Source organism: Pseudomonas sp. WOUb67, assembly GCF_050058005.1.
GTDB classification, from domain to species: Bacteria; Pseudomonadota; Gammaproteobacteria; order Pseudomonadales; family Pseudomonadaceae; genus Aquipseudomonas; species Aquipseudomonas putida_R.
In genome coordinates this window covers 789,214-814,092 of the sequence record NZ_CP170112.1, presented here as the reverse complement: position 1 = coordinate 814,092, position 24,879 = coordinate 789,214, and the positions used below count along the sequence as shown (strand labels likewise).

Below are 24,879 nucleotides of genomic sequence, written 5' to 3'. Positions count from 1 at the left end.
CCTTAAACCTTGGCGCCAGCTTTACGGATGTCAACCAGAACGGCGTCGATGCCGCGCTTGTCGATGATACGCATGCCCTTGGCGGAAACGCGCAGACGCACGAAACGCTTCTCGGATTCAACCCAGAAACGGTGGTGCTGCAGGTTCGGCAGGAAACGACGACGGGTTTTGTTGTTTGCGTGGGAAATGTTGTTCCCGGTTACTGGACCCTTACCAGTAACTTGACAGACTCTCGACATGACTCAGCCCTCTAAAACCACATGCCCAACCCGGCATGGGTTGGCCGCTTAATCTCTCAGTCTTTGGCGCCAGGGCGCCGTGATTCTGGAGGTCTTATCGACCGGATCCGCTTATGCGACAGGCCGAGCCCCTAGAAAAGAGCGCTGCTTTATACCAGAAAGACTTGCCTGCAACAACAGTAGATACACATTGCCGCAAGCCAGAACGCGCCGGGCCAGCATAGCGGCAGGCCCCGTCAGCCGTCGACCGCTCGTCGCCAGATTTGTAAAAAAGGGTGTGGTCATTTACCGGCAGGCACACTAGGGTAGGCCTTTTCCAGACTGCACTGGCAGATGGGCCACCGACAGCCAAGGAGCCACCATGCGTGCTGCCGCCCTTTCCTTATTGTTCAACTCTCTGTTCGCCGCCGGCGCTCTTTTCGCTGCCGGCGCAGCCCTGGCCGCGCCGCTGAGCGTTTGCAGCGAAGCCAGCCCCGAAGGCTTCGACGTGGTGCAGTACAACTCGCTGACCACCACCAACGCCACGGCTGACGTGCTGATGAACCGCCTGGTGGAGTTCGACGCGGCGCAAGGCAAGGTGGTGCCGAGCCTGGCAGCCAGCTGGACGGTGTCGGCCGACGGCCTGGTGTATGACTTCACCCTGCGCGACGGCGTGAAATTCCACACCACCCCCTACTTCAAGCCAGGCCGTGAGCTGAACGCCGACGATGTGCTGTTCAGCTTCCAGCGCATGCTCTACCCCGCCCATGCCTGGCACAAGACCGCAGCGGGTGGCTACCCGCATGCCCAGTCGCTGCAACTGGGCAGCCTGATCAAGGCAATCGAGGCCCCGGCGCCAAACACCGTGCGCTTTACCCTCAGCCACCCGGACGCCACGTTCCTGGCCACGCTGAGCATGGGCTTCGCCTCGATCTACTCCGCCGAATATGCCGACAAGCTGCTGAAGGCCGGCACGCCCGAGAAGCTCAACAACCAGCCGATCGGCACCGGGCCGTTCGTCTTCCAGCGCTTCCAGAAAGACGCCGTGGTGCGCTATCGCGCCAACCCTGACTACTTTGCCGGCAAGCCCGCGGTCGACCCGCTGATCTTCGCCATCACCACCGATGCCAACGTGCGCCTGCAGAAGCTCAAGCGTGGCGAGTGCCAGGTGGCCCTGTCGCCCAAGCCGCTGGACATTGCCGAAGCAGGCAAGGATGACAACCTCAAGGTGGCCACCACCCCGGCCTTCATGACCGCCTTCGTCGCCATCAACAGCCAGCACCCGCCACTGGACAAGCCGGAAGTGCGCCAGGCCATCAACCTGGCGTTCGACAAGCAGGCCTACCTCAAGGCCGTGTTCGAAGGCTCCGCAGTGGCCGCCAACGGCCCCTACCCGCCCAGCACCTGGAGCTATGCCAAGGACCTGCCCGGCTACCCGCTGGACCTGAAGAAAGCCAAGGCCCTGCTGACCAAGGCCGGGCTGGGCGATGGCTTCAGCACCACCCTCTGGACCCGCCCGTCGGGCAGCCTGCTCAACCCCAACCCCAGCCTTGGCGCGCAGATGCTGCAGGCCGACCTGGCCAAGATCGGCGTCAAGGCCGAGATCCGCGTGATCGAATGGGGCGAGCTGATCCGCCGCGCCAAGGCCGGTGAGCATGACCTGCTGTTCATGGGCTGGGCGGGCGACAACGGCGACCCGGACAACTTCCTCAGCCCGCAGTTTTCCTGCGCTGCGGTTGAGTCGGGGACCAACTTTGCGCGCTTCTGCGATAACCGCCTGGACCAGCTGATCAGCGCCGGGCGCACCACCAACGACCAGAGTGTGCGCAGCCGGCTGTACCAGCAGGCGCAGACGCTGATCCAGCAACAGGCGCTGTGGGTACCGCTGGCGCACCCGAAGGCGGCGACCCTGCTGCGCAAGGGCGTCGAGGGGTACCAGGTGAGCCCGTTCGGGCGGCTGGATTTCAGCAAGGTGTCGGTGACCCCGTGAGTTTGGAGCGCCTGTCTTGAGGGTTGCGGCGCTTGGGAGATCGAGCGCCGCCCGCGCGGCGCATCGCGAGCTGCGCTCGCTCCTACGTTTGTTTCGGGCCAATTTTCCAGTGGGATTTTCGCGCGAATGCCTTAGCGCATGGCGCGATATCGCGTCGTACAAACAAGACGGTCGCGCGCGCCTGGCACAGGCATGACTGGCCCTAAACAAACGTAGGAGCGAGCGCAGCTCGCGATGCGCCGCGCGGGCGGCGCTCGATCTCCCAGGCACCACACTCCTCATGACAAGCACCTTGCAGCCCTGATCGCATTGACCTGCCTAAGCCACAATCCACCCCTGCTCCATCATCGATAACGGTTCACCATCCCCCACGATGATGTGGTCCAGCACCCGCACATCGATCAATGCCAACCCCCGCTTCAGCGACAAGGTCAGGTGCACATCGTCCTGGCTGGGCTCGTTGTTGCCCGAAGGGTGGTTGTGGCACAGGATCAACGCCGCCGCGTTGTGCAGCAATGCCCGCCGCACCACCTCCCGCGGGTAGACACTCGCCCTGTCTATCGTGCCCCTGAACAGGATCTCGAACGCCAGCGGCCGGTGCTTGGTGTCCAGGAACAGGCATCCGAACACTTCACTGGCCTCATGTCGCAACATGGCCTTGAGATAACGCCGCACCGCAGCTGGCCCATCCAGAGCCTCTGCGCGCTTGATGTTCTCATCCAGATACCGCCGACCGATCTCCAGAAGCGCCTGAAGCTGTGCGTACTTCACCGTCCCAATGCCCGGCTCGCGCAGCACGGCTTGGCGATCGGCCTCCAGAAACGGCCTCAGCCCGCCAAAACGCACCAGCAACCCCCGCGCAAGGTCCAGCACATTGCGCCCGGCAACGCCAGAACCCAGCAGCACGGCAAGCAATTCGGCATCCGTCAGCACTGCAGCCCCGCGCAGCAGCAACTTCTCCCGCGGCCGTTCCTGCGCCGGCCATTCCCTGATATTCATCCCCGCCCCCTGCCCTTGCTGCGGCCCATTTCGACCCTGTGTTAATCTATTTCGCCTCGTACATGCGACGTACTGCCGCAGGCAATTTCAAACGTCGCCGCCCGCTCTCACTGGAAAAAGGCAAGCCTATGCAGCGGCTGTATCGCAAGCGCATCGTCCTCGGCGTAGGTGGCGGCATTGCCGCCTACAAAAGCGCCGAGCTGATTCGCCGTCTCCTGGAGCACGGCGCGCAGGTGCGCGTCGTCATGACCCGTGGTGGTGCCGAGTTCATCACCCCGCTGACCCTGCAAGCGCTGTCGGGCCACCCGGTGCACATGGACCTGCTCGACCCTGCCGCCGAAGCGGCCATGGGCCATATCGAACTGGCCAAGTGGGCCGACCTCGTGCTGATCGCCCCGGCAACGGCCGACCTCATGGCGCGCATGGCCCAAGGCATGGCCGACGACCTGCTGACCACCCTGGTGCTGGCCACCGACGCCACCGTCGCCGTGGCCCCGGCCATGAACCAGGCCATGTGGCGCGACCCGGCCACCCAGGCCAACCTCGAACTGCTCAAGAGCCGTGGCATCCAGGTGTTCGGCCCGGCATCCGGCAGCCAGGCCTGTGGCGACGTGGGCCTGGGCCGCATGCTCGAAGCCACCGACCTGGCCTGGTGCGCCGCCGAAAGCTTCAAGCGCCAGGCACTGACCGGCAAGCACGTGCTGATCACCGCCGGCCCTACCCAGGAAAACATCGACCCGGTGCGCTACATCACCAATCATAGCTCCGGCAAGATGGGCTTCGCCCTGGCCGAAGCGGCCGCCGAGGCCGGGGCTCGGGTCACCCTCGTCACCGGCCCTGTGCACCTGCCAACCCCCGACCGGGTCAGCCGTATCGACGTGGTCAGCGCGCGGGACATGCTCGCGGCCTGTGAAGCGGCCATGCCGTGTGACCTGTTCATCGCCTCTGCCGCGGTTGCGGACTACCGCCCGGAAGTGGTTGCCACACAAAAACTGAAGAAAGATCCTACGACCGGCGACGGCATGCTGCTGCAGATGGTGCGCAATCCCGATATCCTTGCCACCATTGCTGGCCGCAGCGACCGCCCGTTCAGCGTCGGCTTTGCCGCCGAAACCGAACACTTGCTCGATTACGCCACGCGCAAGCTCAAGGACAAGAACCTCGACCTGATCGTCGCCAATGATGTGGCCAACCCCAGCATCGGCTTCAACAGCGAAGAAAACGCCTTGACCGTGATCGACCGCCAGCAACACCAGACCCTCTTCGCGCAGACCAGCAAGGGCAAGATCGCCCGGCAACTGGTCGCCTTCATTGCCGATCGGCTCAATCAGGTTCAATAAGTTACATGCACGCTCTTCAAGCCAAGATCCTCGACCCACGCCTGGGTACCGAATTCCCCCTGCCGGCCTATGCCACCCCCGGCTCCGCCGGCCTGGACCTGCGCGCCCTGCTCAAGGAGGACACTGTCCTGGAGCCCGGCCAGACCCTGCTGATCCCTACCGGCCTGTCGATCTACATCGGCGACCCGGGCCTGGCAGCGATGATCCTGCCGCGCTCGGGCCTGGGCCATAAGCACGGCATCGTGCTGGGTAACCTGGTCGGCCTGATCGACTCGGACTACCAGGGCGAGCTGATGGTGTCGTGCTGGAACCGTGGCAACACGCCGTTCACCATCGCGGTTGGCGAACGTATCGCCCAGCTGGTGCTGGTCCCGGTGGTACAGGCTCATTTCGACATCGTCGAAGCGTTCGATGAAAGCCAGCGTGGCGCTGGCGGCTTCGGTCACTCCGGCAGCCACTGAGCCGACAGACGACCGTTCAGGCCAAGGATGGCGAACTCTCTGGCGAAACCACCGTCCAAGCGTTCAATTTGCGCCTGCCCAGAAAGCCTTTGACTAATGGAGCTTCCAGAGATGAACGACATGGCCCACCTGGTCCCCGCCGCACTGCCCGACAGCATTTTCCGCGCGTATGACATTCGCGGCGTGGTCGGCAAAACCCTCCACGCCGAGACCGCCTACTGGGTCGGCCGCGCTATCGGCGCGCAGAGCCTGGCCCAGGGTGAACCGCAGGTTTCTGTAGGCCGCGATGGCCGCCTGTCGGGCCCGATGCTCGTCGAACAGCTGATCAAGGGCCTGGTCGATGCCGGTTGCCAGGTCAGCGACGTCGGCCTGGTGCCCACCCCGGCGCTGTACTACGCGGCCAACGTGCTGGCGGGCAAGTCGGGCGTGATGCTGACCGGCAGCCACAACCCCTCGGACTACAACGGTTTCAAGATCGTCATCGCCGGCGACACCCTGGCCAACGAACAGATCCAGGCCCTGCTGACCCGCCTGAAGACCAACGACCTGACCCTGGCCGAAGGCCGCGTTGAAAAGGTCGAGATCCTGGACCGCTATTTCCGGCAGATCGTCGGCGACGTGAAACTGGCCAAAAAACTCAAAGTGGTGGTGGACTGCGGCAACGGCGCTGCCGGCGTGGTCGCACCGCAACTGATCGAAGCCCTGGGCTGTGAAGTGATCCCGCTGTTCTGCGAGGTCGACGGCAACTTCCCCAACCACCACCCGGACCCGGGCAAGCCAGAAAACCTCGAAGACCTGATCGCCAAGGTCAAGGAAACCGGCGCCGATATCGGCCTGGCCTTCGACGGTGACGGCGACCGCGTCGGCGTGGTGACCAACACCGGCAGCATCGTCTACCCCGACCGCCTGCTGATGCTGTTTGCCCAGGACGTGCTGGCACGCAACCCGGGCGCCGAGATCATCTTCGACGTCAAATGCACCCGTCGCCTGACCCCGCTGATCGAACAGCTAGGTGGCCGCGCACTGATGTGGAAGACCGGTCATTCGTTGATCAAGAAGAAGATGAAACAGACCGGGTCGCTGCTGGCCGGCGAAATGAGCGGTCACATCTTCATCAAGGAACGCTGGTACGGTTTTGACGACGGTATCTACAGCGCCGCGCGCCTGCTGGAGATCCTCAGCAAGGCCGGGCAGAGCGCCGAAAACCTGTTTGCCGCCTTCCCGAACGATATTTCCACGCCGGAAATCAATATTGATGTGACCGACGAGGGTAAATTCAGCATCATTGATGCACTGCAACGCGACGCCGACTGGGGCGAAGCCAGCCTGACCACCATCGACGGTGTGCGGGTCGACTACCCCCACGGCTGGGGCCTGGTTCGCGCCTCCAACACCACGCCGGTGCTGGTGCTGCGCTTCGAGGCCGACAGCGACGCCGAGTTGCAACGTATCAAGGATGTTTTCCGTACCCAGTTGCTGCGGGTTGAGCCTGAGCTGCAACTGCCGTTCTGACCGACTATCTGTTCCTTACAGGAGCCCTGCATGACCCTCGATCGCGATGCCGCTTCCCATGTAGCCGAGGTTTTGTCCGAAGCACTGCCTTACATCCGCCGCTTTGTCGGCAAGACCCTGGTGATCAAGTACGGCGGCAACGCGATGGAAAGCGAGGAGCTGAAAACAGGCTTCGCCCGTGACATCGTGCTGATGAAGGCTGTGGGCATCAACCCGGTGGTGGTCCACGGTGGTGGCCCGCAGATCGGCGACCTGCTCAAGCGCCTGTCGATCGAAAGCCACTTCATCGACGGCATGCGCGTCACCGACTCGGCGACCATGGACGTGGTGGAGATGGTGCTGGGTGGCCAGGTCAACAAGGACATCGTCAACCTGATCAACCGTCACGGCGGCAGTGCCATCGGCCTGACCGGCAAGGACGCGGAGCTGATCCGCGCCCGCAAGCTGACCGTCAGCCGCCAGACGCCCGAGATGACCACCCCGGAAATCATCGACATCGGCCACGTGGGCGAAGTGGTGAGCGTGAACACCGACCTGCTGAACATGCTGGTGAAGGGTGATTTCATCCCGGTGATCGCACCGATCGGCGTGGGCGCCAACGGTGAGTCGTACAACATCAACGCCGACCTGGTTGCAGGCAAGGTGGCCGAGGCGCTGAAGGCCGAGAAGCTGATGCTGCTGACCAACATCGCCGGCCTGATGGACAAGCAGGGCCAGGTACTGACCGGCCTGACCACCGAGCAGGTCAACGAGCTGATCGCCGACGGCACCATCTACGGCGGCATGCTGCCGAAGATCAAGTGCGCGCTGGATGCGGTGCAGGGCGGCGTGAACAGCTCGCACATCATCGACGGCCGCGTACCGAACGCGGTGCTGCTGGAGATCTTCACCGACAGCGGCGTGGGTACCCTGATTACCAATCGCAAGCCACGCTGATTGGTGGGTTAGCCTGCTCCGGCCTCTTCGCGGGTAAACCCGCTCCCACAGGGATAGCACCGCCTTTGACGGCTGTGGTGATCCTGTGGGAGCGGGTTTACCCGCGAAGAGGCCGGGGCAGGCGACACAAAAAAAGGCGACCCTCATGAAGGGTCGCCTTTTTCATTTCCAGGCCAGGATCAGATCCCGTACTGCGCCCGGTAAGCCTCGACAGCTGGCAGATGCTGCTTGAGCTGCGGGTCATCGGCCAGGAACTCCAGCACCTGGGTCAGCGAAACGATGCTGACCACCGGGATACCGAAGTCGCGTTCCACTTCCTGGATCGCCGACAGCTCGCCATTGCCGCGCTCTTCGCGGTTCAGCGCGATCAGCACGCCAGCGGCCTTGGCCTGCTGGGCGTTGATGATCTGCATGACCTCGCGGATAGCGGTACCGGCGGTGATCACGTCGTCGATGATCAGCACATCACCGGCCAGCGGCGCCCCGACCAGGCTGCCGCCTTCGCCGTGGTCCTTGGCTTCCTTGCGGTTGAAGCACCATGGCACATCGAGCTGATGCTGATCGGCAAGGGCCACGGCAGTGGTCGCCGCCAGCGGGATACCCTTGTAGGCCGGGCCGAACAGCACGTCGAACGGGATCTTGCTGTCGACGATGGCTGCGGCATAGCACCGCCCCAGCTCGGCCAATGCAGAACCGGTGTTGAACAGGCCGGCATTGAAGAAATACGGGCTGGTACGCCCCGATTTCAGGGTGAATTCACCGAAACGCAGTACCCCGCGATCGATGGCAAAACGGATAAAGTCGCGCTGATACGGCTGCATGAATAGTCCCGGACACCACGGATTTAGCTAAATGGGTTGAGCTCGGGTATCATACACGCACGAGATTTTTGGGGCCATTTATGCGGATCATCAGTGTGAACGTAAATGGCATTCAGGCTGCGGCCGAGCGTGGTTTGCTCAGCTGGCTACAAGCCCAGAATGCCGACGTCATCTGCCTTCAGGATACCCGCGCCTCGGCCTTTGAACTCGATGACCCAGCTTTCCAGCTCGATGGCTATTTCCTTTATGCCTGCGACGCGGAGGTGCCTGCCCAAGGTGGTGTGGCCCTTTACTCGCGCATGCAGCCCAAGGCAGTCATCACCGGCCTGGGCTTCGAGACAGCCGACCGCTACGGGCGTTACCTGCAAGCAGATTTCGACAAAGTCAGTATTGCCAGCCTGCTGCTGCCTTCGGGCATGAACGGCGACGAAGACTTGAACCAGAAGTTCAAGTTGATGGACGACTTCGCCAAGTACCTGGACAAACAGCGTCGCAAACGTCGCGAATACATCTATTGCGGCTCGTTCTACGTGGCGCAGCAGAAGCTCGACATCAAGAACTGGCGTGACAGCCAGCAGTCGCCGGGCTTCCTGGCGCCGGAACGCGCCTGGATGGATGCGATTACCGGCGAGATGGGTTACGTCGATGCCCTACGTGAAGTCAGCCGTGAAGGCGACCAGTACAGCTGGTGGCCGGACAACGAGCAGGCCGAGATGCTCAACCTGGGCTACCGGTTCGACTACCAGATCCTTACCCCGGGCCTGCGCCGCTTCGTGCGCAACGCCCGCCTGCCGCGTCAGCCGCGCTTCTCCCAGCATGCGCCGCTGATCGTGGACTATGACTGGACGTTGACCATCTGAGTGCTGCTCAGACACGAAAAAGCCGACATCGATGTCGGCTTTTTCGTATCTACAGGAACAGTCAGTCAGCCAGCGCGGCCTGCTGCAGTTCGAAGATCTCGTTCATGCCTTTTTGCGCCAGCGCCAGCATGGCGTTGAAGTCTTCAGGCTGGAACGGCGCGCCTTCGGCGGTGCCCTGCACTTCGATGAAACCACCGGCGCTGGTCATTACCACGTTCAGGTCGGTTTCGGCAGCGGAGTCTTCCGGGTAGTCCAGGTCGAGCACGGCTTCGCCCTGGTACATGCCCACCGACACGGCAGCGATCATGTGCTTGAGCGGGTTGCCGCCCTTCAGGCCGCCGCGCTTCTTGATCACCGCCAAGGCGTCGCACAGGGCAACCATGGCACCGGTGATGGACGCGGTACGGGTGCCGCCATCGGCCTGGATCACGTCGCAGTCGACATACAGGGTGATGTCACCCAGCTTGCTCATGTCCAGCGCGGCGCGCAGCGAACGGCCGATCAGCCGCTGGATTTCGAGGGTGCGGCCACCTTGCTTGCCACGGCTGGCTTCGCGCTGGTTACGCTCACCGGTGGAGCGCGGCAGCATGCCGTACTCGGCGGTCAGCCAACCTTGGCCCTGGCCTTTGAGGAAGCGCGGCACACCGTTTTCCACGCTGACCGTGCAGATGACCTTGGTGTCACCGAACTCGACCAGTACCGACCCTTCGGCGTGCTTGGTGTAGTTGCGGGTGATGCGGATCGAGCGGAGCTGATCGGCGGCGCGACCACTTGGACGTTTCATCTGGGATACCTGTACTGGGACTTTGAATCTGCCGAGCATTATAGAGCCCGCAGCGCGGGGAAGACATGCCTATTGTCGCGCCCGGCACAGCCCGTCGCCTTTTCCTGCTGGCATGGCCACCCCTCTGTAACATAGGTGGATTGGGCGCCGAGGCCCCACTGCGCTACAATCCTGCGCCTTGCAGCCGAGAGGCTCCCACCGTTCATTCATCTACGCGAGGTACTCCCCATGGTGCACAGCATGACCGCTTTTGCTCGTGTCGAGCGCGCCGGCAGCCAAGGCACCCTGATCTGGGAGCTGCGTTCGGTCAACCACCGTTACCTGGAACCCCACCTGCGCCTGCCCGAAGCCCTGCGCGACCTCGAAGGCGCCGTGCGCGAAGGCCTGCGCCAGGGCCTTTCGCGCGGCAAGGTGGAATGCACCCTGCGCCTCAATGAAGACAGCAACGGCAAGCCGCTGAAGGTAGACCGCGAGCGCGCCGCACAGCTGGTAGCTGCCGCCGAGGAAGTGGCCGGCCTGATCAAGCAGCCGGCCCCGCTGAACCCGCTGGAAGTGCTGTCGTGGCCGGGTGTGCTGGTGGCCGACACCAGTGACCCACAGGCGCTGAACGCCGAAGCCATGGCCCTGTTCGACGAAGCCCTGGCCGAGCTCAAGGCCGGCCGCCAGCGCGAAGGCCAGGAACTGGCCCGGCTGATCAACGAACGCCTGGACAACATGACCAGCGAAGTCACCACCCTGCGCGCCCTGGTGCCGCAGATGCTGGCCGCGCAGCGGCAGAAGATTCTCGACCGTTTCGGCGACATGCAGGCCGAGCTCGACCCGCAGCGCCTGGAGCAGGAGATGGTGCTGCTGGCCCAGAAGAGCGACGTGGCCGAAGAACTCGACCGCCTCAGCACCCACGTCACCGAAGTGCGCCGCGTGCTCAAGGGTGGTGGCGCCGCCGGCCGGCGCCTGGACTTCCTGATGCAGGAACTCAACCGCGAAGCCAACACCCTCGGCTCCAAGGCCTTCGACCCACGCAGTACGCAAGCGGCGGTCAACCTGAAGGTATTGATCGAACAGATGCGTGAACAAGTACAGAACATCGAGTAAGGCCAACCCGACCATGAACCACAGCAGCGGCACCCTCTACATCGTTTCGGCCCCTTCGGGCGCCGGCAAGACCAGCCTGGTAACGGCCCTGACCAAGGACGACCAGCAAATCCGCGTCTCGGTCTCGCACACCACCCGCGCCATGCGCCCGGGCGAGGAACACGGGGTGAACTACCACTTCGTGGTCCACGAGGAGTTCAAGGCGCTGATCCAGCAAGGCGACTTCCTGGAGCATGCCGAAGTGTTCGGCAACTTCTACGGCACCTCGCGCAGTGCGCTGCAGCAGACCCTGGACCAGGGCTATGACCTGATCCTGGAGATCGACTGGCAAGGCGCCCAGCAGGTGCGCAAGCTGATGCCGCAGGCGTTGTCGGTGTTCATCCTGCCGCCAAGCCAGGAAGCGCTGCGTCAGCGCCTGGACGGCCGTGGGCAGGACAGCGAAGAGATCATCGCCGGGCGCATGAAGGAAGCGGTCAGCGAGATGGTGCACTACGACGAGTATGACTACCTGATCATCAATGATGATTTCGACGTGGCGCTGGAAGACTTGAAGGCGGTGTTCCGCTCGAACAGGTTGGTGCTGAAGAAGCAGCAACAGCGCAACAGCGGGCTGCTGAAAGAACTGCTTTCCTGAGAGACCGCATGGGGCTGCTTTGCAGCCCAATCGCCGGCAAGCCAGCTCCCACAGGTACCTCACAGAACCTGAAAACTGTGGAGATCTTGTGGGAGCTGGCTTGCCGGCGATTGGGCCGCAACGCGGCCCCTTGCTTTATTCCTGCAACGGCAGGGTAGCCTGCTGACGCAGGGTAGCCCCCAGGAAGTACGCCGGCGCGCGCATGCGCGACAGCATCATCAGCCCGATGCCAAGCACCGAGATGATCGCGGCAATCACGAATACCAGCCCCAACCCGCCCACATGCGAGCCACTGCCGAAGTCCGGCGAGGCGCTGTCGATGGCGGTCCGCGAGAAGATCACCGACAGGATCACCCCACCTACCAGCGGGCACAGGCCACGCATGATGAAGTGGCGCACGCTGTCGAACAGGCTGTCGCGGAAGTACCAGACGCAGGCGAACGCGGTCAGCGAATAGTAGAAGCAGATCATCATGCCCAGCGCGGTGATGGTATCCGCCAGCACGTTCTCGCTCAGGGTACGCATGGTCACGTAGAACAGGCCTGCCGCCAGGCCGGCGCAGATGGTGGCGTAGCGCGGGGTTTGCGAACGCGGGCAGACGCTGGCGAACTTCTGCGGTACCGCACCGTAGTAACCCATGGCCAACAGGGTGCGCGCCGGCGCCACGAAGGTGGACTGCAGCGACGCCGCGGTGCTGGCCAGCACGGCGATGGACATCAGGATTGCCAGCGGCCCCATGACCGGGCCGGCCAGGTGGGCGAAGACGTTCTCCTGGATGCGCGGGTTGTTCAGGCCCAGCCCGGTTTCGCTGACACCGGCAAACTGCAGGGTGGCGATGGCGGTGAACAGGTACAGGCCGAGGATCAACATCACGGTCAGGGTGGCGGCCTTGCCCGGCACCTCTTCGCTGCCCACCGACTCTTCGCTGACGGTCAGGCACGTGTCCCAGCCCCAGAAGATGAAGATCGACAACGACAGCCCGGCAGCAAAGGCCGAGAACGACTCGACACCGAACGGGTTGAACCAGGCGAAATCGAACTCCAGCGGTGGCGGCGCAGTGGTGCCGCCGAAGGCGGCGAAGGCAAAGCCGATCAGCACCAGCAACTGCAGGGCCACCAGGCCGTACTGCACCGTCATGGTGGTGGCAATGCCTCGACAGCAGATCCACACGGCCAGGCCGATGAACACGCAACAGGTGCTGATGTTGATCAACAGGTTGTCGGCCAACGCTGCCAGCTCATGCTTGCCGGTGATCTGGCCAAGGAACAGGTAGAAGAAGTCGACCGCCACCCCCGCCAGGTTCGACAGCACGATGGTGGTGGCGACCACCAGCCCCCAGCCGCCGATCCAGCCGATCATCGGGCCGAAGGCACGCGCCGACCAGGTAAACGAAGTACCGCTGTCCGGTTCCGCCGAGTTCAGTTCGCGGTAGCCCAGGGCCACCAGCAGCATCGGCAGGAAGCCGACGATGAACACGGCGGGCAGGTGGGCACCCACCTCGCGCACGGTCGGGCCAAGGGCGCCCGTCAGGGTGTAGACCGGGGCGATGGTGGAAATGCCCAGCACCACGCTGGCCAGCAGGCCCAGGCGGCCTTTGGCAAGGCCCTTGCCGCGTTGGGTGTTGCCCGCGTCGGCCGCCACATCGGGTGGGCGGCCGGCTTCTGTATAATTGCTCATGAGTATTTGCCGTAAATTTTGGAATTGTTTTCGCAGGCCTTGCGCACAAGGCCTGCTTTCACTCATTGAAAGCTTGCTGCCGGGAACAGTCATCCGAGACCTTCGGCTGACGTCAGAATGCCTCCTGCCGTGCGCCCTCCCGTGCTGCGTAGGCAATGCAGGCCTCGCGAAACGCCTGGAACAGGCGAAGCGAGACCGGGTTTTCGGTGAAGCGCCACTCCGGGTGCCACTGCACGCCAAGCACAAAGCCCGGCGCCGCAGGCATGGACACCGCTTCGATCAGGCCATCCGGGGCCCGTGCCTCGACACGCAGGCCTGGGGCGAGGCGGTCGATGCCCTGGCTGTGCAGCGAGTTGACCTCGAACTGCGCCGCCAGGCCCAGGCGCTCGAACAACCCGCCTGGCTCGATGCCGACAGGGTGACGAGGGCCGTATTGCACCTCCAGGGGTGCGTCCTCAGGTTCGCGGTGGTCAAGGTGCCCGGGCATTTCCTGCACGCGCTGGTGCAGGCTGCCGCCAAGCGCCACATTCAGTTCCTGGTAGCCACGGCAGATGCAGAACACCGGCACGCCGGCGGCGATCGCTGCCTGCAGCAGCGGCAGGGTCAGGCGATCGCGCGCCAGGTCGTGCCGGGTACCGGCTACGCTAGGGGCGCCATTGTAATGATGCGGTTCGATATTTGAAGGCGAGCCGGTAAAAACAATGCCGTGCAGCCGGGCCAGCAGCGCTTGCGTGTCGCTACCCCCGTCTCGAGCCGGCAGGATCAGCGGCAAACCGGCAAAGCCGGCCGCCTCGACATACTTGTCGCCTACCGTGTGCGACGAGTTCTTCCCCACCTGCTGGCGGCAGGCGCTGACACCGATCAGGGGGACCGCATTTGCGCTCATGGGCTTACACCGTGTGCAGGTACCAGTTGTACTCAAGGTCGGAAATCGACACTTCGAACTCGGCCAGCTCGCTTTCCTTGCAGGCCACGAAGATGTCGATGTAGTCCGGGCTGATGTATTGGTTGAGCACTTCGCTGTCGTCCAGCGCGCGCAGGGCATCGCGCAGGTTGTTCGGCAGGCTCTGTTCCAGCTGCTCGTAGGAGTTGCCCTCGATCGGGGCATCCGGCTCGACCTTGTTGGTCAGCCCGTGATGCACGCCGGCAAGGATTGCCGCGAGCATCAGGTACGGGTTGGCGTCGGCGCCGGCCACGCGGTGTTCCAGGCGCACGTTTTCGCTGCTGTCGGTAGGCACGCGCACGGCCACGGTGCGGTTGTCCAGGCCCCAGCTCGGTGCATTGGGCACGTAGAACTGCGCGCCGAAGCGGCGGTAGGAGTTGATGTTCGGGCAGAGGAAGGCCATCGACGCCGGCATGGTCTCCAGCACACCACCAATGGCGTGGCGCAGCGTGTCGCTTTGCAGCGGGTCATCGCTCGAGAAGATGTTCTTGCCGGTTTTCTTGTCCAGCAGCGAGATATGCACGTGCAGGCCGTTGCCTGCCTGGCCCGGGTAGGGCTTGGCCATGAAGGTGGTGTCCATCTCATGGTCGTAGGCAACGTTCTTGATCAGCCGCTTGAGCAGGATCGCGTAGTCGCAGGCCTTCAGCGGGTCGGCCACGTGGTGCAGGTTGACTTCGAACTGCGCCGGGGCGCTTTCCTTGACGATAGCATCGGCAGGCAGGCCCTGCTCCTTGGCCGCTTCAAGCATGTCCTGCAGGCAGTCGGCGTACTCGTCGAGGTCGTCGATCAGGTACACCTGGGTCGACTGCGGACGCTTGCCGGAAATAGGCGAGCGCGGCGGCTGCGGGCGGCCGTTGAGGTTGTCCTGATCGATCAGGTAGAACTCCAGCTCGAACGCCGCGCAAATGGTCAGGCCCAGGTCGTCGAACTTGCTCACCACCTGACGCAGCACTTCACGCGGGTCGGCGAAGAACGGCGCGCCTTCGATCTCGTGCATGGTCATCAGCAGCTGGGCGGTGGGGCGCTTCTGCCACGGCTCGTCCGACAGCGTGCCGGGGATCGGGAAGCAGATGCGGTCGGCATCGCCAATGTCCAGGCCAAGGCCGGTGCTCTCTACCGTGGAACCGTTGATGTCCAGGGCGAACAGCGAAGCCGGCAGGTTGATGCCTTTCTCGTACACCTTGTGCAGGCTGGCCCGCTCGATGCGCTTGCCACGTACCACGCCATTCATGTCGGAGATCAGCAGGTCGACGTACTGCGTTTCCGGATGGGCCTGGAGGAAGTCATTCATCTCGCTGGAAGAACTGGCGCACGGGGTTACCGACGTCATGGTGTACATCCTTTGATGTGCTGCGGCGATGTGGGGATACGGCTGGCGCCTCACGGGCGACGATGGTTGCAGCTGTTGTTTTTTTCACTTTCCCATCGTGGGGATTGGTTACCCGACCGGACGCATTGATTCCGGGGGGCCGTTTCACTATAAAATGGCCCTGACGCAACAGACATTGGCAATTCGGCAAGCAGAGCGTGCACCAATGCAATATCAGATCACCCACGCCGACCTCTCCCTGGTCCTGGCACTGGAGCGCGGCCGCTCGCTGGCCAAGGCCGCCGAGCTCCTCAAAGTCGACGTTTCGACGGTATTCCGCTCGATCCGACGGCTGGAGTCGGCGCTGGGCACCGCCTTGTTCGTCAAAAGCCGCAAGGGCTACCTGCCGACCGACACCGCCCAGGCCCTGGCCGAGCAGGCCGAGCGCGCGGAACAGGCACTGGAGGCGGCGCGCATTGCCATGACCAGTGGCGAGCAGGTGGTAAGCGGCACGGTGCGGGTGACCTGCACCGAGGCAGTGATGCATAGCCTGCTGCTGCCGGCGCTGGCCGAGTTCATGCCCAACTACCCGGCCTTGTCGCTGGAGATGGGCACCTCGAACACCTTCGCCAACCTCAGCCGGCGCGATGCCGACATTGCCCTGCGCCTGACCAATACGCCGCCGGAACACCTGGTGGGTCGCAACCTGGGGTCCACCTCCTATGTGGTCTGCGGCCAGCCGCAGTGGCGCGAGCGCCTGGCAGAGTCGCCCGTCAGCGTGCCATGGATCGCCCCCGACGACTCGATGCAGGACCACCCCACGGTGGTCTGGCGCAACCAGCAGCACCCTGGGTTGAGCCCGCGCTACCAGTGCAGTGGCATGTCGACCATCGCCCAGCTGGTGACCGCCGGCCTGGGCGTGGCGGCGCTGCCGGACTACATGGTGCACGCCCTGCCCGGCGTGGATGCGCTGAGCGGGCCGCTGCCGGGTTGCGACACCCAGTTGTGGCTGCTGACCCGGCCGGATTGCCGGGCGCTGCGCTCGGTGCAGACCTTGTTTGAAGAGCTGACGCCACGGTTGCGTGGCGCGATGCTCTGAGGTTATCGTCGGGTTCAAGTATCGCGGCTGTCTGTTCCGGCCCTTTCGCGGCTAAAGCCGCTCCCACAGGGTAGGCAGTGCCTGGGGGAGCGGGTTTAGCCGCGAAGAAGCAAACACAGGGCTTCAAGGTGACCGCCCGGCAAAACAGCGCTTCCCTATTGGCTGGTGAATTTTTATACTATCGAGTCCGCCTGCCCATTACTGGGCTGCACGCCCACCGCATTTGCTACTGAGGAAGACCATGGCCCGCGTAACTGTTGAAGACTGCCTGGAACACGTGGATAACCGCTTCGAGCTGGTCATGCTCTCGACCAAGCGCGCTCGCCAGCTGGCGACCGGCGGCAAAGAGCCACGCGTCGCATGGGAAAACGACAAACCGACCGTTGTTGCCCTGCGTGAAATCGCCGAAGGCATCGTCACCAACGAGTTCATCGCCGCCGAAGAGATCGTCACCGAGGATCCGGTCTTCGCCGCCTTCGAGGACGAGAACAACGAGGCTGTCTGATTGATGCCAGGTCGACGTCGCACGGCGCAAGGCCCTCGTCCTCCGCAGGAGGTGAACCCATGCCGGGTATAGAAGCCTTGGCCGAACGGCTGTCGACCTACCTTGGCCCCGAACAGGTCAACCTGGTCCGGCGCGCCTATTTCTACGCCGAACAGGCACACGATGGGCAGCGCCGCCGCAGTGGCGAGCCCTACGTGACCCACCCGCTGGCCGTGGCCAGCATCCTCGCCGACATGCACATGGACCATCAAAGCCTGATGGCGGCCATGCTGCACGATGTGATCGAAGACACCGGTATCGCCAAGGAAGCCCTCAGCCAGCAGTTTGGCGAGACGGTGGCCGAACTGGTCGATGGGGTCAGCAAACTGACCCAGATGAACTTCGAGACCAAGGCCGAGGCGCAAGCCGAAAACTTCCAGAAAATGGCCATGGCCATGGCCCGCGACATTCGCGTGATCCTGGTCAAGCTGGCCGACCGCCTGCACAACATGCGCACCCTGGAAGTGCTGTCCGGCGAAAAACGCCGGCGCATCGCCAAGGAAACCCTGGAAATCTACGCCCCCATCGCCAACCGCCTGGGCATGCACACCGTGCGCGTGGAGTTCGAGGACCTCGGCTTCAAGGCCATGCACCCGATGCGCTCGTCGCTGATTCACCGGGCGGTGAAAAGCGCACGCGGCAACCGCAAAGAGATCGTCGCCAAGATCGAGCACTCGCTGGCCAACTGCCTGGCTGCCGACGGCATCGAGGGTGAGGTCAGCGGCCGGCAGAAACACCTCTATGGCATCTACAAGAAGATGCGCGGCAAGCGCCGTGCCTTCAACGAGATCATGGACGTGTATGCCTTCCGCATCATCGTCGACAAGGTCGACACCTGCTACCGCGTGCTTGGCGCCGTGCACAACCTGTACAAGCCGCTGCCCGGTCGCTTCAAGGATTACATCGCGATCCCCAAGGCCAACGGCTACCAGTCGTTGCACACCACGCTGTTCGGCATGCACGGCGTGCCCATCGAAATCCAGATCCGCACCCGCGAGATGGAAGAGATGGCCAACAACGGCATCGCCGCGCACTGGCTGTACAAGTCCAACGACGACGAGCAGCCCAAGGGCAGCCACGCCCGTGCGCGCCAGTGGGTCAAGGGCATCCTCGAACTGCAGCAACGTGCCGGCAACTCGCTGGAATTCATCGAGAGCGTGAAGATCGACCTGTTCCCGGACGAGGTCTACGTGTTCACGCCCAAAGGCCGCATCATGGAGCTGCCCAAAGGCTCCACGGCGGTGGACTTCGCCTATGCGGTGCACACCGACGTCGGCAACAGCTGCATCGCTTGCCGCATCAACCGCCGCCTGGCGCCGCTGTCCGAACCGCTGCAAAGCGGCTCGACGGTGGAAATCGTCAGCGCCCCTGGCGCACGGCCGAACCCGGCCTGGCTCAACTTCGTGGTAACCGGCAAGGCACGCACGCACATCCGCCACGCGCTCAAGCAACAGCGCCGCTCCGAGTCCATCAGCCTGGGCGAACGCCTGCTGAACAAGGTGCTCACCGGCTTCGACAGCAGCCTGGAGAAAATCCCCCAGGAGCGCATCCAGGCGATTCTCGCCGAGTACCGCCTGGAGCTGATCGAAGACCTGCTCGAAGACATCGGCCTGGGCAACCGCATGGCCTACGTGGTCGCACGCCGCCTGCTGTCGGCCGACGGCGAGCAACTGCCTGCACCGGAAGGCCCGCTGGCGATCCGTGGTACCGAAGGCCTGGTGCTGAGCTACGCCAAGTGCTGCACGCCGATCCCTGGCGACCCGATCGTCGGCCACCTGTCGGCCGGCAAGGGCATGGTCGTGCACCTGGAGAATTGCCGCAACATCAGTGAAATCCGCCACAACCCGGAGAAGTGCGTACAGCTTTCCTGGGCCAAGGACATCACCGGTGAGTTCAATGTCGAACTGCGTGTCGAACTGGAGCACCAGCGCGGCCTTATCGCCCTGCTGGCCAGCAGCGTCAACGCCGCCGACGGCAACATCGAGAAGATCAGCATGGACGAACGCGACGGCCGTATCAGCGTGGTCCAACTGGTGGTCAGCGTGCACGACCGTGTGCACCTGGCACGTGTGATCAAGAAGCTGCGTACCCTGACCGGTGTGGTCCGCATCACCCGCATGCGTACGTAGTCCGCCAACCGCAAGGAGTCATCATGAGCAAGACCGTCATCAATAGCGACAAGGCCCCAGCCGCCATCGGCACCTACTCGCAGGCGATCAAGGCCGGCAACACGGTGTACATGTCGGGCCAGATCCCGCTGGACCCTAAGACCATGGAACTGGTCGAAGGCTTCGAAGCCCAGACCGTGCAGGTGTTCGAGAACCTCAAGTCCGTGGCTGAAGCTGCTGGCGGTTCGTTCAAGGACATCGTCAAGCTGAACATCTTCCTCACCGACCTGAGCCACTTCGCCAAGGTCAACGAGGTAATGGGCCGCTACTTCGAACAGCCTTACCCGGCCCGCGCCGCCATTGGCGTTGCCGCGCTGCCGAAAGGCGCCCAGGTCGAAATGGACGCCATCCTGGTCATCGAATGATGCCCCCGGTGACGGGCGCCCTGCCCGTCACCCCTCCTTTGCAAGGTTACCCCGTCATGCGTCAAGCACTGCCCCTCGCGCTGGCAGCCCTGCTACTGGGCGGCTGCGCCAGCCACAAACCCGAAGATTTCAACGGCACCTGGATCAACCAGGAGGCCATCACTGCTGCGGTAAAAGGCGGCAGCCTGCGCCAAGCGCTGAATGAACACGGCCCGGTGTTCGAATGGAAGCTCGACGTTGCCAGCCAGCAGGCCAGCTACAGCAATGGCTTCGAGGCCGCTGACGGCCAGCTGAGCAGCAACGACAAACAATGGCAGGCCAGCTTCGAGGGCGGCCAGACCGAGCAGCTGTCGCTTGATGGTGACGAGCTGCAAGCCGTCGACCAGCGCGGTGCCAAGCAAACCTTCGTACGTGCCAAGGCACCGGCGACTGCCAATGCGCCGCTGGGCAGCAGCTTCGAGAAAGCGCTGTACCAGGCCTACCTGGGCGGCAACTGGAAGGTGGTCGAAGGCGAAGGCAAAGGCGCCAGCGTGCGCTTCAGCGACACCGGCAACGTCACCGGCCTGCCGGGGCCAGACCGTTTCGCACTGTGCCTGGCAGGCGATTGCGCGACCATGGGCGGCAGCAATGACAGCCTGTGGCTGGAGCGTAACCAGCGTGGTGCACCGTTCATCATCAAGCGCGATGGCGACAAGCTGGAGATTTTCCAGGCGGTGAACCGTGCGCAACCGGATGAAATGCCGGAGCTGGCCGCAGGCAAGCGCCAGTGGGTGCTGGAGCGCAGCTGACACCTGCTGCATTTGCATTGAATGCACTGGCCTCTTCGCGGGTAAACCCGCTCCCACAGCGGTAATCACTGCCTTCAGGCCTTGTGATATCCCTGTGGGAGCGGCGGTGCGGCGGTCCGATTTACCCGCGAAGAGGCCAGTAGACTCAACGCTCTCCTTTCAGGATCGCGGCATAGCCTTCCTTGTAACTCGGATACACCGGCGCCCAGCCCAGCGCCCGGGCCCGGGCGTTGCTGCAGCGCTTGCTGCCGGTACGCCGCACCCGCTGCTCATCGGACCACTCGGTAACCCCCATGTACGCCCGCAGCCAGGCCACCACGTCGGCCAGCGGCGCCGGGTCGTCATCGACGCCAATGTAGTAGTCGTCCAGCACTTTGCCCTCGGCATCGGCCTGCAGCAGAAACGCCAACAGGCTGGCGGCATCCTCGGCGTGGATGCGGTTGCCATACAACGGCGGCTCCTCGGCCACGCGGTAACCCTGGCGCACCTGGCTCAACAGCCACTCGCGGCCTGGGCCGTAGATGCCCGTCAGGCGCACAACGCTCGCCGGGATACCACTGGCCAGCGCCAGCCGCTCAGCCTCCAGCATCACCTGCCCGGAATACCCTTCGGGCTCGGTGGCCGCGCCTTCCTCGATCCACTCGCCGTCCTTTTGCGCATACACGCTGCTGCTGGAAACGAACAACAGGCGACGGGGGCGCTGGCCACGTTCAGCCAGCCAGGCCAGCACATGGCGCAAGCCATCCACATAGGCCGCCTGGTAACCGGCCTCGTCGTGCTGGCTGGCCGCTACGCAGTACACCAGGTAATCCAGCGGGCCCTGTGGCCAGGCTTGCGGGATCGACGGTTCCGCCAAGTCCGCGGCAACCGGTTGAACGCCCGCAGGCAGCTGCCCGACAGCGCGGCGCAGGCCACTGACCTGCCAGCCTTTAGCCAGCATTTGCAGGGCCAGACGCCCGCCCACATCACCACAACCTACCACCATCACGGAAAGGTCTGACATCTCTAAACTCCCTAGACCAATTGATCAGCCCGGCCACGCTACACGATGGGTGGCTAGACCATAGGCGAAAAAAGCAACAAGATTACTTTTGTTAACAAGAATTACTTGCAATAATGGCCGCCAATTTGTTCTCGGCCTACCTCGAGGCCTTGGAGAACGTTCACTTTTTTCTTCATCAGGTCCGGCCAGCATGACACGTACTCAACCTTCCGCTTCGCCAACCCCGTCGCGCGCCTGGCGCGCCATCGCCGCGCTGACACTCAGCCTGGTGCTGGCCCCGGTGGCCATGGCCGATGAGCCAACCGCCAACGCCGCCACGCCTGCCGCCGCCACTGCCCCGGCCGCACCTGCTGCTGCCCCGGCTGCCGACGCCGCCGCCGCCACCCCGGCTGATGCACCGGCTGCGGTCGACCCAAGCGTTGAAGCCCTGGTTGAAGACACCTCGCTGGGCATGGCTCACGACCTGTCCCCATGGGGCATGTACAAAAACGCCGACATCGTGGTCAAGATCGTCATGATCGGCCTGGCCATCGCCTCCATCATCACCTGGACCATCTGGATCGCCAAAGGCTTCGAGCTGATGGGCGCCAAGCGTCGTCTGCGTGGCGAAATCGCCAAACTGAAGAAATCCGCCAGCCTGAAAGAAGCCAGCGACGTTTCCAACAAGGAAGGCACCCTGTCCCACACCCTGGTCCACGACGCCCTCGAAGAGATGCGCCTGTCGGCCAACGCCCGCGAAAAAGAAGGCATCAAGGAGCGCGTCAGCTTCCGCCTGGAGCGCCTGGTTCACGCCAGCGGCCGCACCATGAGCAACGGCACCGGCGTACTCGCCACCATCGGTTCCACCGCGCCGTTCGTCGGCCTGTTCGGTACCGTATGGGGCATCATGAACAGCTTCATCGGCATCGCCAAGACCCAGACCACCAACCTGGCCGTGGTTGCCCCAGGTATCGCCGAAGCCCTGCTGGCCACCGCCCTGGGCCTGGTCGCTGCAATCCCGGCTGTGGTCATCTACAACGTCTTCGCCCGCTCCATCGCTGGCTACAAGGCTCAGGTGTCCGACGCCTCCGCCCAGGTACTGCTGCTGGTCAGCCGTGATCTGGACCACCAGGGCAGCGATCGCGCCGCCCCGCACATGGTGAAAGTGGGGTAAACCATGGGCCTGCATCTCAACGAAGGTGGCGACGACCTCGCCGAAAACCACGAAATCAACGTGACGCCGTTCATCGACGTGATGTTGGTGCTGCTGATCATCTTCATGGTCGCTGCTCCCCTGGCCACGGTCGACATCAAGGTCGACCTGCCGGCCTCGACCGCCAAACCGGCGCCGAGGCCCGAGAAACCGGTGTTCGTCAGCGTCAAGGCCGACCAGAAGCTGTACGTCGGCGACGATCAGGTTGCTGCACCCGACCAGCTTGGCCCGATGCTCGACGCCAAGACCAAGGGTGACAAGGAAACCACCATCTTCTTCCAGGCTGACAAAGGCGTGGATTACGGCGACCTGATGGAAGTGATGAACAACATGCGCGCGGCCGGCTACCTGAAGGTCGGTCTGGTAGGTCTCGAGACGGCAGCCAAGAAATGACGAAAACGCGCTCAAACATGGCGCGCTACGGTGGCAGCCTGGCGATCGTGCTGGGCGTGCACGTGGTCGCCGTGCTGCTGACGCTCAACTGGTCGGTGCCCCAGGCCATCGAACTGCCCCCGGCAGCGATGATGGTCGAGCTGGCACCGTTACCGGAGCCTGCGCCACCACCGCCACCGAAAGCGGCGCCACAGCCACCGGCACCGGTGGAAGAACTGCCGTTGCCGAAACTGGTGGAAGCGCCCAAGCCCAAGATCGCCATCCACAAGCCGCCCAAGCCGAAGGCCAAGCCCCAGCCGCCCAAGCCTGAGAAAAAGCCTGAGCCGCCGACGGAAGCACCGCCGACCGAGCAGACGGTAGACGCACCGCCCAGCAACACGCCACCGCAGAAGTCCGCGGCACCGGCGCCGAGCATTGCGTCCAACAGCAACGCCCTGCCAACCTGGCAGAGCGACCTGCTGCGCCACCTGGCGAAGTACAAGCGTTACCCGGAAGACGCGCGCCGTCGCGGCCTGCAGGGCATCAACCGCCTGCGCTTCGTGGTCGACGCCGAAGGCAAGGTGGTGTCGTACGCCATGGCCGGTGGTTCGGGCAGTGCTGCACTGGACCGGGCGACCCTGGAAATGATCCGTCGGGCCGGCACGGTACCCAAGCCGCCACCCGAGTTGCTGAACAACGGCACGATCGAAGTCGTGGCACCGTTCGTCTACTCGCTGGACCGCCGATAAGCGTTTTGCTTCTGTCACAAATCGGCAAGTCTGATAACGTGCGTCTATCGATTGCAGCCGCTATGCTGGGCCCGCAACTTCATGGACGCACGTTATGACCCTCACCGAATTACGCTACATCGTCACACTCGCCCAGGAACAGCACTTCGGCCATGCCGCCGAACGCTGCCACGTGAGCCAGCCGACCCTGTCGGTCGGTGTGAAGAAGCTCGAGGACGAGCTTGGCGTGCTGATCTTCGAGCGCAGCAAAAGCGCGGTACGCCTGACCCCGGTCGGCGAAAGCATCGTCGCCCAGGCGCAGAAGGTACTGGAGCAGGCCCAGGGCATTCGCGAACTGGCCCAGGCTGGCAAGAACCAGTTGACCGCCCCGCTCAAGGTCGGTGCCATCTACACCGTCGGCCCCTACCTGTTCCCGCACCTGATCCCGCAACTGCACCGCGTGGCGCCGCAGATGCCGCTGTACATCGAAGAAAACTTCACCCACGTACTGCGTGAAAAACTGCGCAACGGTGAGCTGGACGCGGTGATCATCGCCCTGCCGTTCAACGAAGCCGACGTGCTGACCCTGCCGCTGTACGATGAGCCGTTCTGCGCCCTGATGCCCGCCGACCACCCGTGGACGGCCAAAAAGACCATCGACACCGCCATGCTCAACGACAAGAGCCTGTTGTTGCTCGGTGAGGGCCACTGCTTCCGCGACCAGGTACTGGAAGCCTGCCCGACCCTGAACAAGGGCGGCGAAGGCGCCAGGCACACCACCGTCGAGTCCAGCTCGCTGGAAACCATCCGCCACATGGTGGCCTCGGGCCTTGGCGTGTCGATCCTGCCGCTGTCGGCGGTGCACAGCCATCACTACGCCCCGGGCGTCATCGAAGTGCGCCCACTGACTGCACCGGCACCGTTCCGTACCGTGGCCATCGCCTGGCGCGCCAGCTTCCCGCGGCCGAAGGCCATCGAGATCCTCGCCGACTCGATCCGCCTGTGCTCGGTCGCCAAAACCCCTGCGGAACAACCGGCCTGAGT

At 63.7% G+C, this 24,879-nt stretch carries 24 protein-coding genes and 1 pseudogene; 17 read left to right on the top strand and 8 right to left on the bottom strand.

The genetic code is table 11. The annotated features are described in order from the left end of the window. Nucleotides 1-2 precede the first annotated feature (2 nt). Complete coding sequence (rpmB, locus tag ABOC32_RS03650) at nt 3-239, bottom strand: 50S ribosomal protein L28 (protein ID WP_003253504.1); 237 nt, start codon at nt 237-239, stop codon at nt 3-5. 361 nt (nt 240-600) lie between these two features. On the opposite strand from rpmB, the gene ABOC32_RS03645 reads away from it, so the two are divergent. Next, nucleotides 601-2,208 carry an ABC transporter substrate-binding protein gene (locus tag ABOC32_RS03645; protein ID WP_426810154.1) on the top strand — a complete coding sequence of 536 codons (1,608 nt, stop codon included), beginning with the start codon at nt 601-603 and terminating at the stop codon, nt 2,206-2,208. Nucleotides 2,209-2,526: 318 nt separating this feature from the next. Here ABOC32_RS03645 and radC read toward each other — a convergent pair whose 3' ends face one another. Beyond that, nucleotides 2,527-3,207 carry a RadC family protein gene (gene radC, locus ABOC32_RS03640; protein ID WP_426810153.1) on the bottom strand — a complete coding sequence of 227 codons (681 nt, stop codon included), beginning with the start codon at nt 3,205-3,207 and terminating at the stop codon, nt 2,527-2,529. 128 nt (nt 3,208-3,335) lie between these two features. Here radC and coaBC point away from each other — a divergent pair, with 128 nt between their 5' ends. The 4 genes and pseudogenes from coaBC (at nt 3,336) to argB (ending at nt 7,456) form a co-directional block, all read left to right on the top strand. Further along, entirely contained in the window at nt 3,336-4,547 is a 1,212-nt protein-coding gene (gene coaBC / locus ABOC32_RS03635) for a bifunctional phosphopantothenoylcysteine decarboxylase/phosphopantothenate--cysteine ligase CoaBC (RefSeq protein WP_016489816.1), read from the top strand. 5 nt (nt 4,548-4,552) lie between these two features. Next, on the top strand, nt 4,553-5,008 hold the full coding sequence (gene dut / locus ABOC32_RS03630; RefSeq protein ID WP_063422509.1) for a dUTP diphosphatase: 456 nt from the start codon (nt 4,553-4,555) through the stop codon (nt 5,006-5,008). A 144-nt stretch (nt 5,009-5,152) separates the two neighbouring features. Further along, nucleotides 5,153-6,520, top strand: a pseudogene (locus ABOC32_RS03625) (phosphomannomutase/phosphoglucomutase); the annotation flags it as partial. A gap of 30 nt (nt 6,521-6,550) precedes the next feature. Then, nucleotides 6,551-7,456 (top strand): acetylglutamate kinase, encoded by a 906-nt coding sequence (argB, locus tag ABOC32_RS03620; protein ID WP_004575216.1) that lies wholly within the window; start codon nt 6,551-6,553, stop codon nt 7,454-7,456. A 179-nt stretch (nt 7,457-7,635) separates the two neighbouring features. On the opposite strand, the gene pyrE is transcribed toward argB, so the two are convergent. Then, nucleotides 7,636-8,277, bottom strand: a complete 642-nt coding sequence (gene pyrE, locus ABOC32_RS03615) for an orotate phosphoribosyltransferase (RefSeq protein ID WP_003253405.1) — start codon at nt 8,275-8,277, stop codon at nt 7,636-7,638. Nucleotides 8,278-8,357: 80 nt separating this feature from the next. Between pyrE and ABOC32_RS03610 the strand changes: the two genes are divergently transcribed. Beyond that, on the top strand, nt 8,358-9,137 hold the full coding sequence (locus ABOC32_RS03610) for an exodeoxyribonuclease III (RefSeq protein ID WP_003253401.1): 780 nt from the start codon (nt 8,358-8,360) through the stop codon (nt 9,135-9,137). A gap of 61 nt (nt 9,138-9,198) precedes the next feature. Here the strand turns inward: ABOC32_RS03610 and rph are convergent, their stop codons facing one another. Further along, on the bottom strand, nt 9,199-9,921 hold the full coding sequence (rph, locus tag ABOC32_RS03605) for a ribonuclease PH (protein ID WP_172229255.1): 723 nt from the start codon (nt 9,919-9,921) through the stop codon (nt 9,199-9,201). A 228-nt stretch (nt 9,922-10,149) separates the two neighbouring features. On the opposite strand from rph, the gene ABOC32_RS03600 reads away from it, so the two are divergent. Then, a complete protein-coding gene (locus ABOC32_RS03600; RefSeq protein WP_016489820.1) occupies nt 10,150-11,013 on the top strand; it encodes a YicC/YloC family endoribonuclease in 864 nt (287 codons plus the stop codon). 13 nt (nt 11,014-11,026) lie between these two features. Beyond that, nucleotides 11,027-11,647, top strand: a complete 621-nt coding sequence (gene gmk, locus ABOC32_RS03595) for a guanylate kinase (RefSeq protein WP_426810152.1) — start codon at nt 11,027-11,029, stop codon at nt 11,645-11,647. 135 nt (nt 11,648-11,782) lie between these two features. On the opposite strand, the gene ABOC32_RS03590 is transcribed toward gmk, so the two are convergent. The 3 genes from ABOC32_RS03590 to ABOC32_RS03580 form a co-directional block, all read right to left on the bottom strand. Further along, nucleotides 11,783-13,324: an APC family permease gene (locus ABOC32_RS03590; RefSeq protein WP_426810151.1), complete on the bottom strand. Its 1,542-nt coding sequence runs from the start codon at nt 13,322-13,324 to the stop codon at nt 11,783-11,785. A gap of 112 nt (nt 13,325-13,436) precedes the next feature. After that, on the bottom strand, nt 13,437-14,210 hold the full coding sequence (locus tag ABOC32_RS03585; protein WP_426810150.1) for a gamma-glutamyl-gamma-aminobutyrate hydrolase family protein: 774 nt from the start codon (nt 14,208-14,210) through the stop codon (nt 13,437-13,439). Between the two features lie 4 nt (nt 14,211-14,214). Then, nucleotides 14,215-15,597 carry a glutamine synthetase family protein gene (locus ABOC32_RS03580; protein WP_016502231.1) on the bottom strand — a complete coding sequence of 461 codons (1,383 nt, stop codon included), beginning with the start codon at nt 15,595-15,597 and terminating at the stop codon, nt 14,215-14,217. 205 nt (nt 15,598-15,802) lie between these two features. Here ABOC32_RS03580 and ABOC32_RS03575 point away from each other — a divergent pair, with 205 nt between their 5' ends. From ABOC32_RS03575 to ABOC32_RS03555, 5 genes are all read left to right on the top strand, one after another. Continuing rightward, nucleotides 15,803-16,675, top strand: a complete 873-nt coding sequence (locus tag ABOC32_RS03575) for a LysR family transcriptional regulator (RefSeq protein ID WP_043199825.1) — start codon at nt 15,803-15,805, stop codon at nt 16,673-16,675. Nucleotides 16,676-16,916: 241 nt separating this feature from the next. Continuing rightward, nucleotides 16,917-17,180 (top strand): DNA-directed RNA polymerase subunit omega, encoded by a 264-nt coding sequence (gene rpoZ / locus ABOC32_RS03570; protein WP_003253383.1) that lies wholly within the window; start codon nt 16,917-16,919, stop codon nt 17,178-17,180. A gap of 59 nt (nt 17,181-17,239) precedes the next feature. After that, a complete protein-coding gene (gene spoT / locus ABOC32_RS03565) occupies nt 17,240-19,348 on the top strand; it encodes a bifunctional GTP diphosphokinase/guanosine-3',5'-bis pyrophosphate 3'-pyrophosphohydrolase (RefSeq protein WP_016502233.1) in 2,109 nt (702 codons plus the stop codon). Nucleotides 19,349-19,371: 23 nt separating this feature from the next. Then, nucleotides 19,372-19,752: a RidA family protein gene (locus ABOC32_RS03560; protein ID WP_043199829.1), complete on the top strand. Its 381-nt coding sequence runs from the start codon at nt 19,372-19,374 to the stop codon at nt 19,750-19,752. A 56-nt stretch (nt 19,753-19,808) separates the two neighbouring features. Beyond that, nucleotides 19,809-20,540 (top strand): hypothetical protein, encoded by a 732-nt coding sequence (locus tag ABOC32_RS03555; protein ID WP_426810149.1) that lies wholly within the window; start codon nt 19,809-19,811, stop codon nt 20,538-20,540. A gap of 145 nt (nt 20,541-20,685) precedes the next feature. Here ABOC32_RS03555 and ABOC32_RS03550 read toward each other — a convergent pair whose 3' ends face one another. After that, nucleotides 20,686-21,543, bottom strand: a complete 858-nt coding sequence (locus tag ABOC32_RS03550) for an NAD-dependent epimerase/dehydratase family protein (RefSeq protein WP_426810148.1) — start codon at nt 21,541-21,543, stop codon at nt 20,686-20,688. A gap of 190 nt (nt 21,544-21,733) precedes the next feature. On the opposite strand from ABOC32_RS03550, the gene exbB reads away from it, so the two are divergent. The 4 genes from exbB (at nt 21,734) to ABOC32_RS03530 (ending at nt 24,877) form a co-directional block, all read left to right on the top strand. Further along, nucleotides 21,734-22,696, top strand: coding sequence for a tonB-system energizer ExbB (exbB, locus tag ABOC32_RS03545; protein WP_426810147.1), 963 nt, complete (start codon nt 21,734-21,736; stop codon nt 22,694-22,696). A gap of 3 nt (nt 22,697-22,699) precedes the next feature. Beyond that, nucleotides 22,700-23,128, top strand: a complete 429-nt coding sequence (gene exbD, locus ABOC32_RS03540; protein ID WP_003253367.1) for a TonB system transport protein ExbD — start codon at nt 22,700-22,702, stop codon at nt 23,126-23,128. After that, nucleotides 23,125-23,856: an energy transducer TonB gene (locus ABOC32_RS03535; RefSeq protein ID WP_086976594.1), complete on the top strand. Its 732-nt coding sequence runs from the start codon at nt 23,125-23,127 to the stop codon at nt 23,854-23,856. Before exbD ends, ABOC32_RS03535 begins: the two co-directional genes overlap by 4 nt. Nucleotides 23,857-23,950: 94 nt before the next feature. Then, nucleotides 23,951-24,877: a hydrogen peroxide-inducible genes activator gene (locus ABOC32_RS03530; protein WP_086976593.1), complete on the top strand. Its 927-nt coding sequence runs from the start codon at nt 23,951-23,953 to the stop codon at nt 24,875-24,877. The last annotated feature ends 2 nt before the right edge of the window (nt 24,878-24,879 follow it).

Excerpts from the sequence above, each read along its gene's own strand:
- rpmB (WP_003253504.1), bottom strand. The coding sequence starts at position 239 with ATGTCGAGAGTCTGTCAAGTTACTGGTAAGGGTCCAGTAACCGGGAAC.
- ABOC32_RS03645 (WP_426810154.1), top strand. The coding sequence starts at position 601 with ATGCGTGCTGCCGCCCTTTCCTTATTGTTCAACTCTCTGTTCGCCGCC.
- radC (WP_426810153.1), bottom strand. The coding sequence starts at position 3,207 with ATGAATATCAGGGAATGGCCGGCGCAGGAACGGCCGCGGGAGAAGTTG.
- coaBC (WP_016489816.1), top strand. The coding sequence starts at position 3,336 with ATGCAGCGGCTGTATCGCAAGCGCATCGTCCTCGGCGTAGGTGGCGGC.
- dut (WP_063422509.1), top strand. The coding sequence starts at position 4,553 with ATGCACGCTCTTCAAGCCAAGATCCTCGACCCACGCCTGGGTACCGAA.
- argB (WP_004575216.1), top strand. The coding sequence starts at position 6,551 with ATGACCCTCGATCGCGATGCCGCTTCCCATGTAGCCGAGGTTTTGTCC.
- pyrE (WP_003253405.1), bottom strand. The coding sequence starts at position 8,277 with ATGCAGCCGTATCAGCGCGACTTTATCCGTTTTGCCATCGATCGCGGG.
- ABOC32_RS03610 (WP_003253401.1), top strand. The coding sequence starts at position 8,358 with ATGCGGATCATCAGTGTGAACGTAAATGGCATTCAGGCTGCGGCCGAG.
- rph (WP_172229255.1), bottom strand. The coding sequence starts at position 9,921 with ATGAAACGTCCAAGTGGTCGCGCCGCCGATCAGCTCCGCTCGATCCGC.
- ABOC32_RS03600 (WP_016489820.1), top strand. The coding sequence starts at position 10,150 with ATGGTGCACAGCATGACCGCTTTTGCTCGTGTCGAGCGCGCCGGCAGC.
- gmk (WP_426810152.1), top strand. The coding sequence starts at position 11,027 with ATGAACCACAGCAGCGGCACCCTCTACATCGTTTCGGCCCCTTCGGGC.
- ABOC32_RS03590 (WP_426810151.1), bottom strand. The coding sequence starts at position 13,324 with ATGAGCAATTATACAGAAGCCGGCCGCCCACCCGATGTGGCGGCCGAC.
- ABOC32_RS03585 (WP_426810150.1), bottom strand. The coding sequence starts at position 14,210 with ATGAGCGCAAATGCGGTCCCCCTGATCGGTGTCAGCGCCTGCCGCCAG.
- ABOC32_RS03580 (WP_016502231.1), bottom strand. The coding sequence starts at position 15,597 with ATGACGTCGGTAACCCCGTGCGCCAGTTCTTCCAGCGAGATGAATGAC.
- ABOC32_RS03575 (WP_043199825.1), top strand. The coding sequence starts at position 15,803 with ATGCAATATCAGATCACCCACGCCGACCTCTCCCTGGTCCTGGCACTG.
- rpoZ (WP_003253383.1), top strand. The coding sequence starts at position 16,917 with ATGGCCCGCGTAACTGTTGAAGACTGCCTGGAACACGTGGATAACCGC.
- spoT (WP_016502233.1), top strand. The coding sequence starts at position 17,240 with ATGCCGGGTATAGAAGCCTTGGCCGAACGGCTGTCGACCTACCTTGGC.
- ABOC32_RS03560 (WP_043199829.1), top strand. The coding sequence starts at position 19,372 with ATGAGCAAGACCGTCATCAATAGCGACAAGGCCCCAGCCGCCATCGGC.
- ABOC32_RS03555 (WP_426810149.1), top strand. The coding sequence starts at position 19,809 with ATGCGTCAAGCACTGCCCCTCGCGCTGGCAGCCCTGCTACTGGGCGGC.
- ABOC32_RS03550 (WP_426810148.1), bottom strand. The coding sequence starts at position 21,543 with ATGTCAGACCTTTCCGTGATGGTGGTAGGTTGTGGTGATGTGGGCGGG.
- exbB (WP_426810147.1), top strand. The coding sequence starts at position 21,734 with ATGACACGTACTCAACCTTCCGCTTCGCCAACCCCGTCGCGCGCCTGG.
- exbD (WP_003253367.1), top strand. The coding sequence starts at position 22,700 with ATGGGCCTGCATCTCAACGAAGGTGGCGACGACCTCGCCGAAAACCAC.
- ABOC32_RS03535 (WP_086976594.1), top strand. The coding sequence starts at position 23,125 with ATGACGAAAACGCGCTCAAACATGGCGCGCTACGGTGGCAGCCTGGCG.
- ABOC32_RS03530 (WP_086976593.1), top strand. The coding sequence starts at position 23,951 with ATGACCCTCACCGAATTACGCTACATCGTCACACTCGCCCAGGAACAG.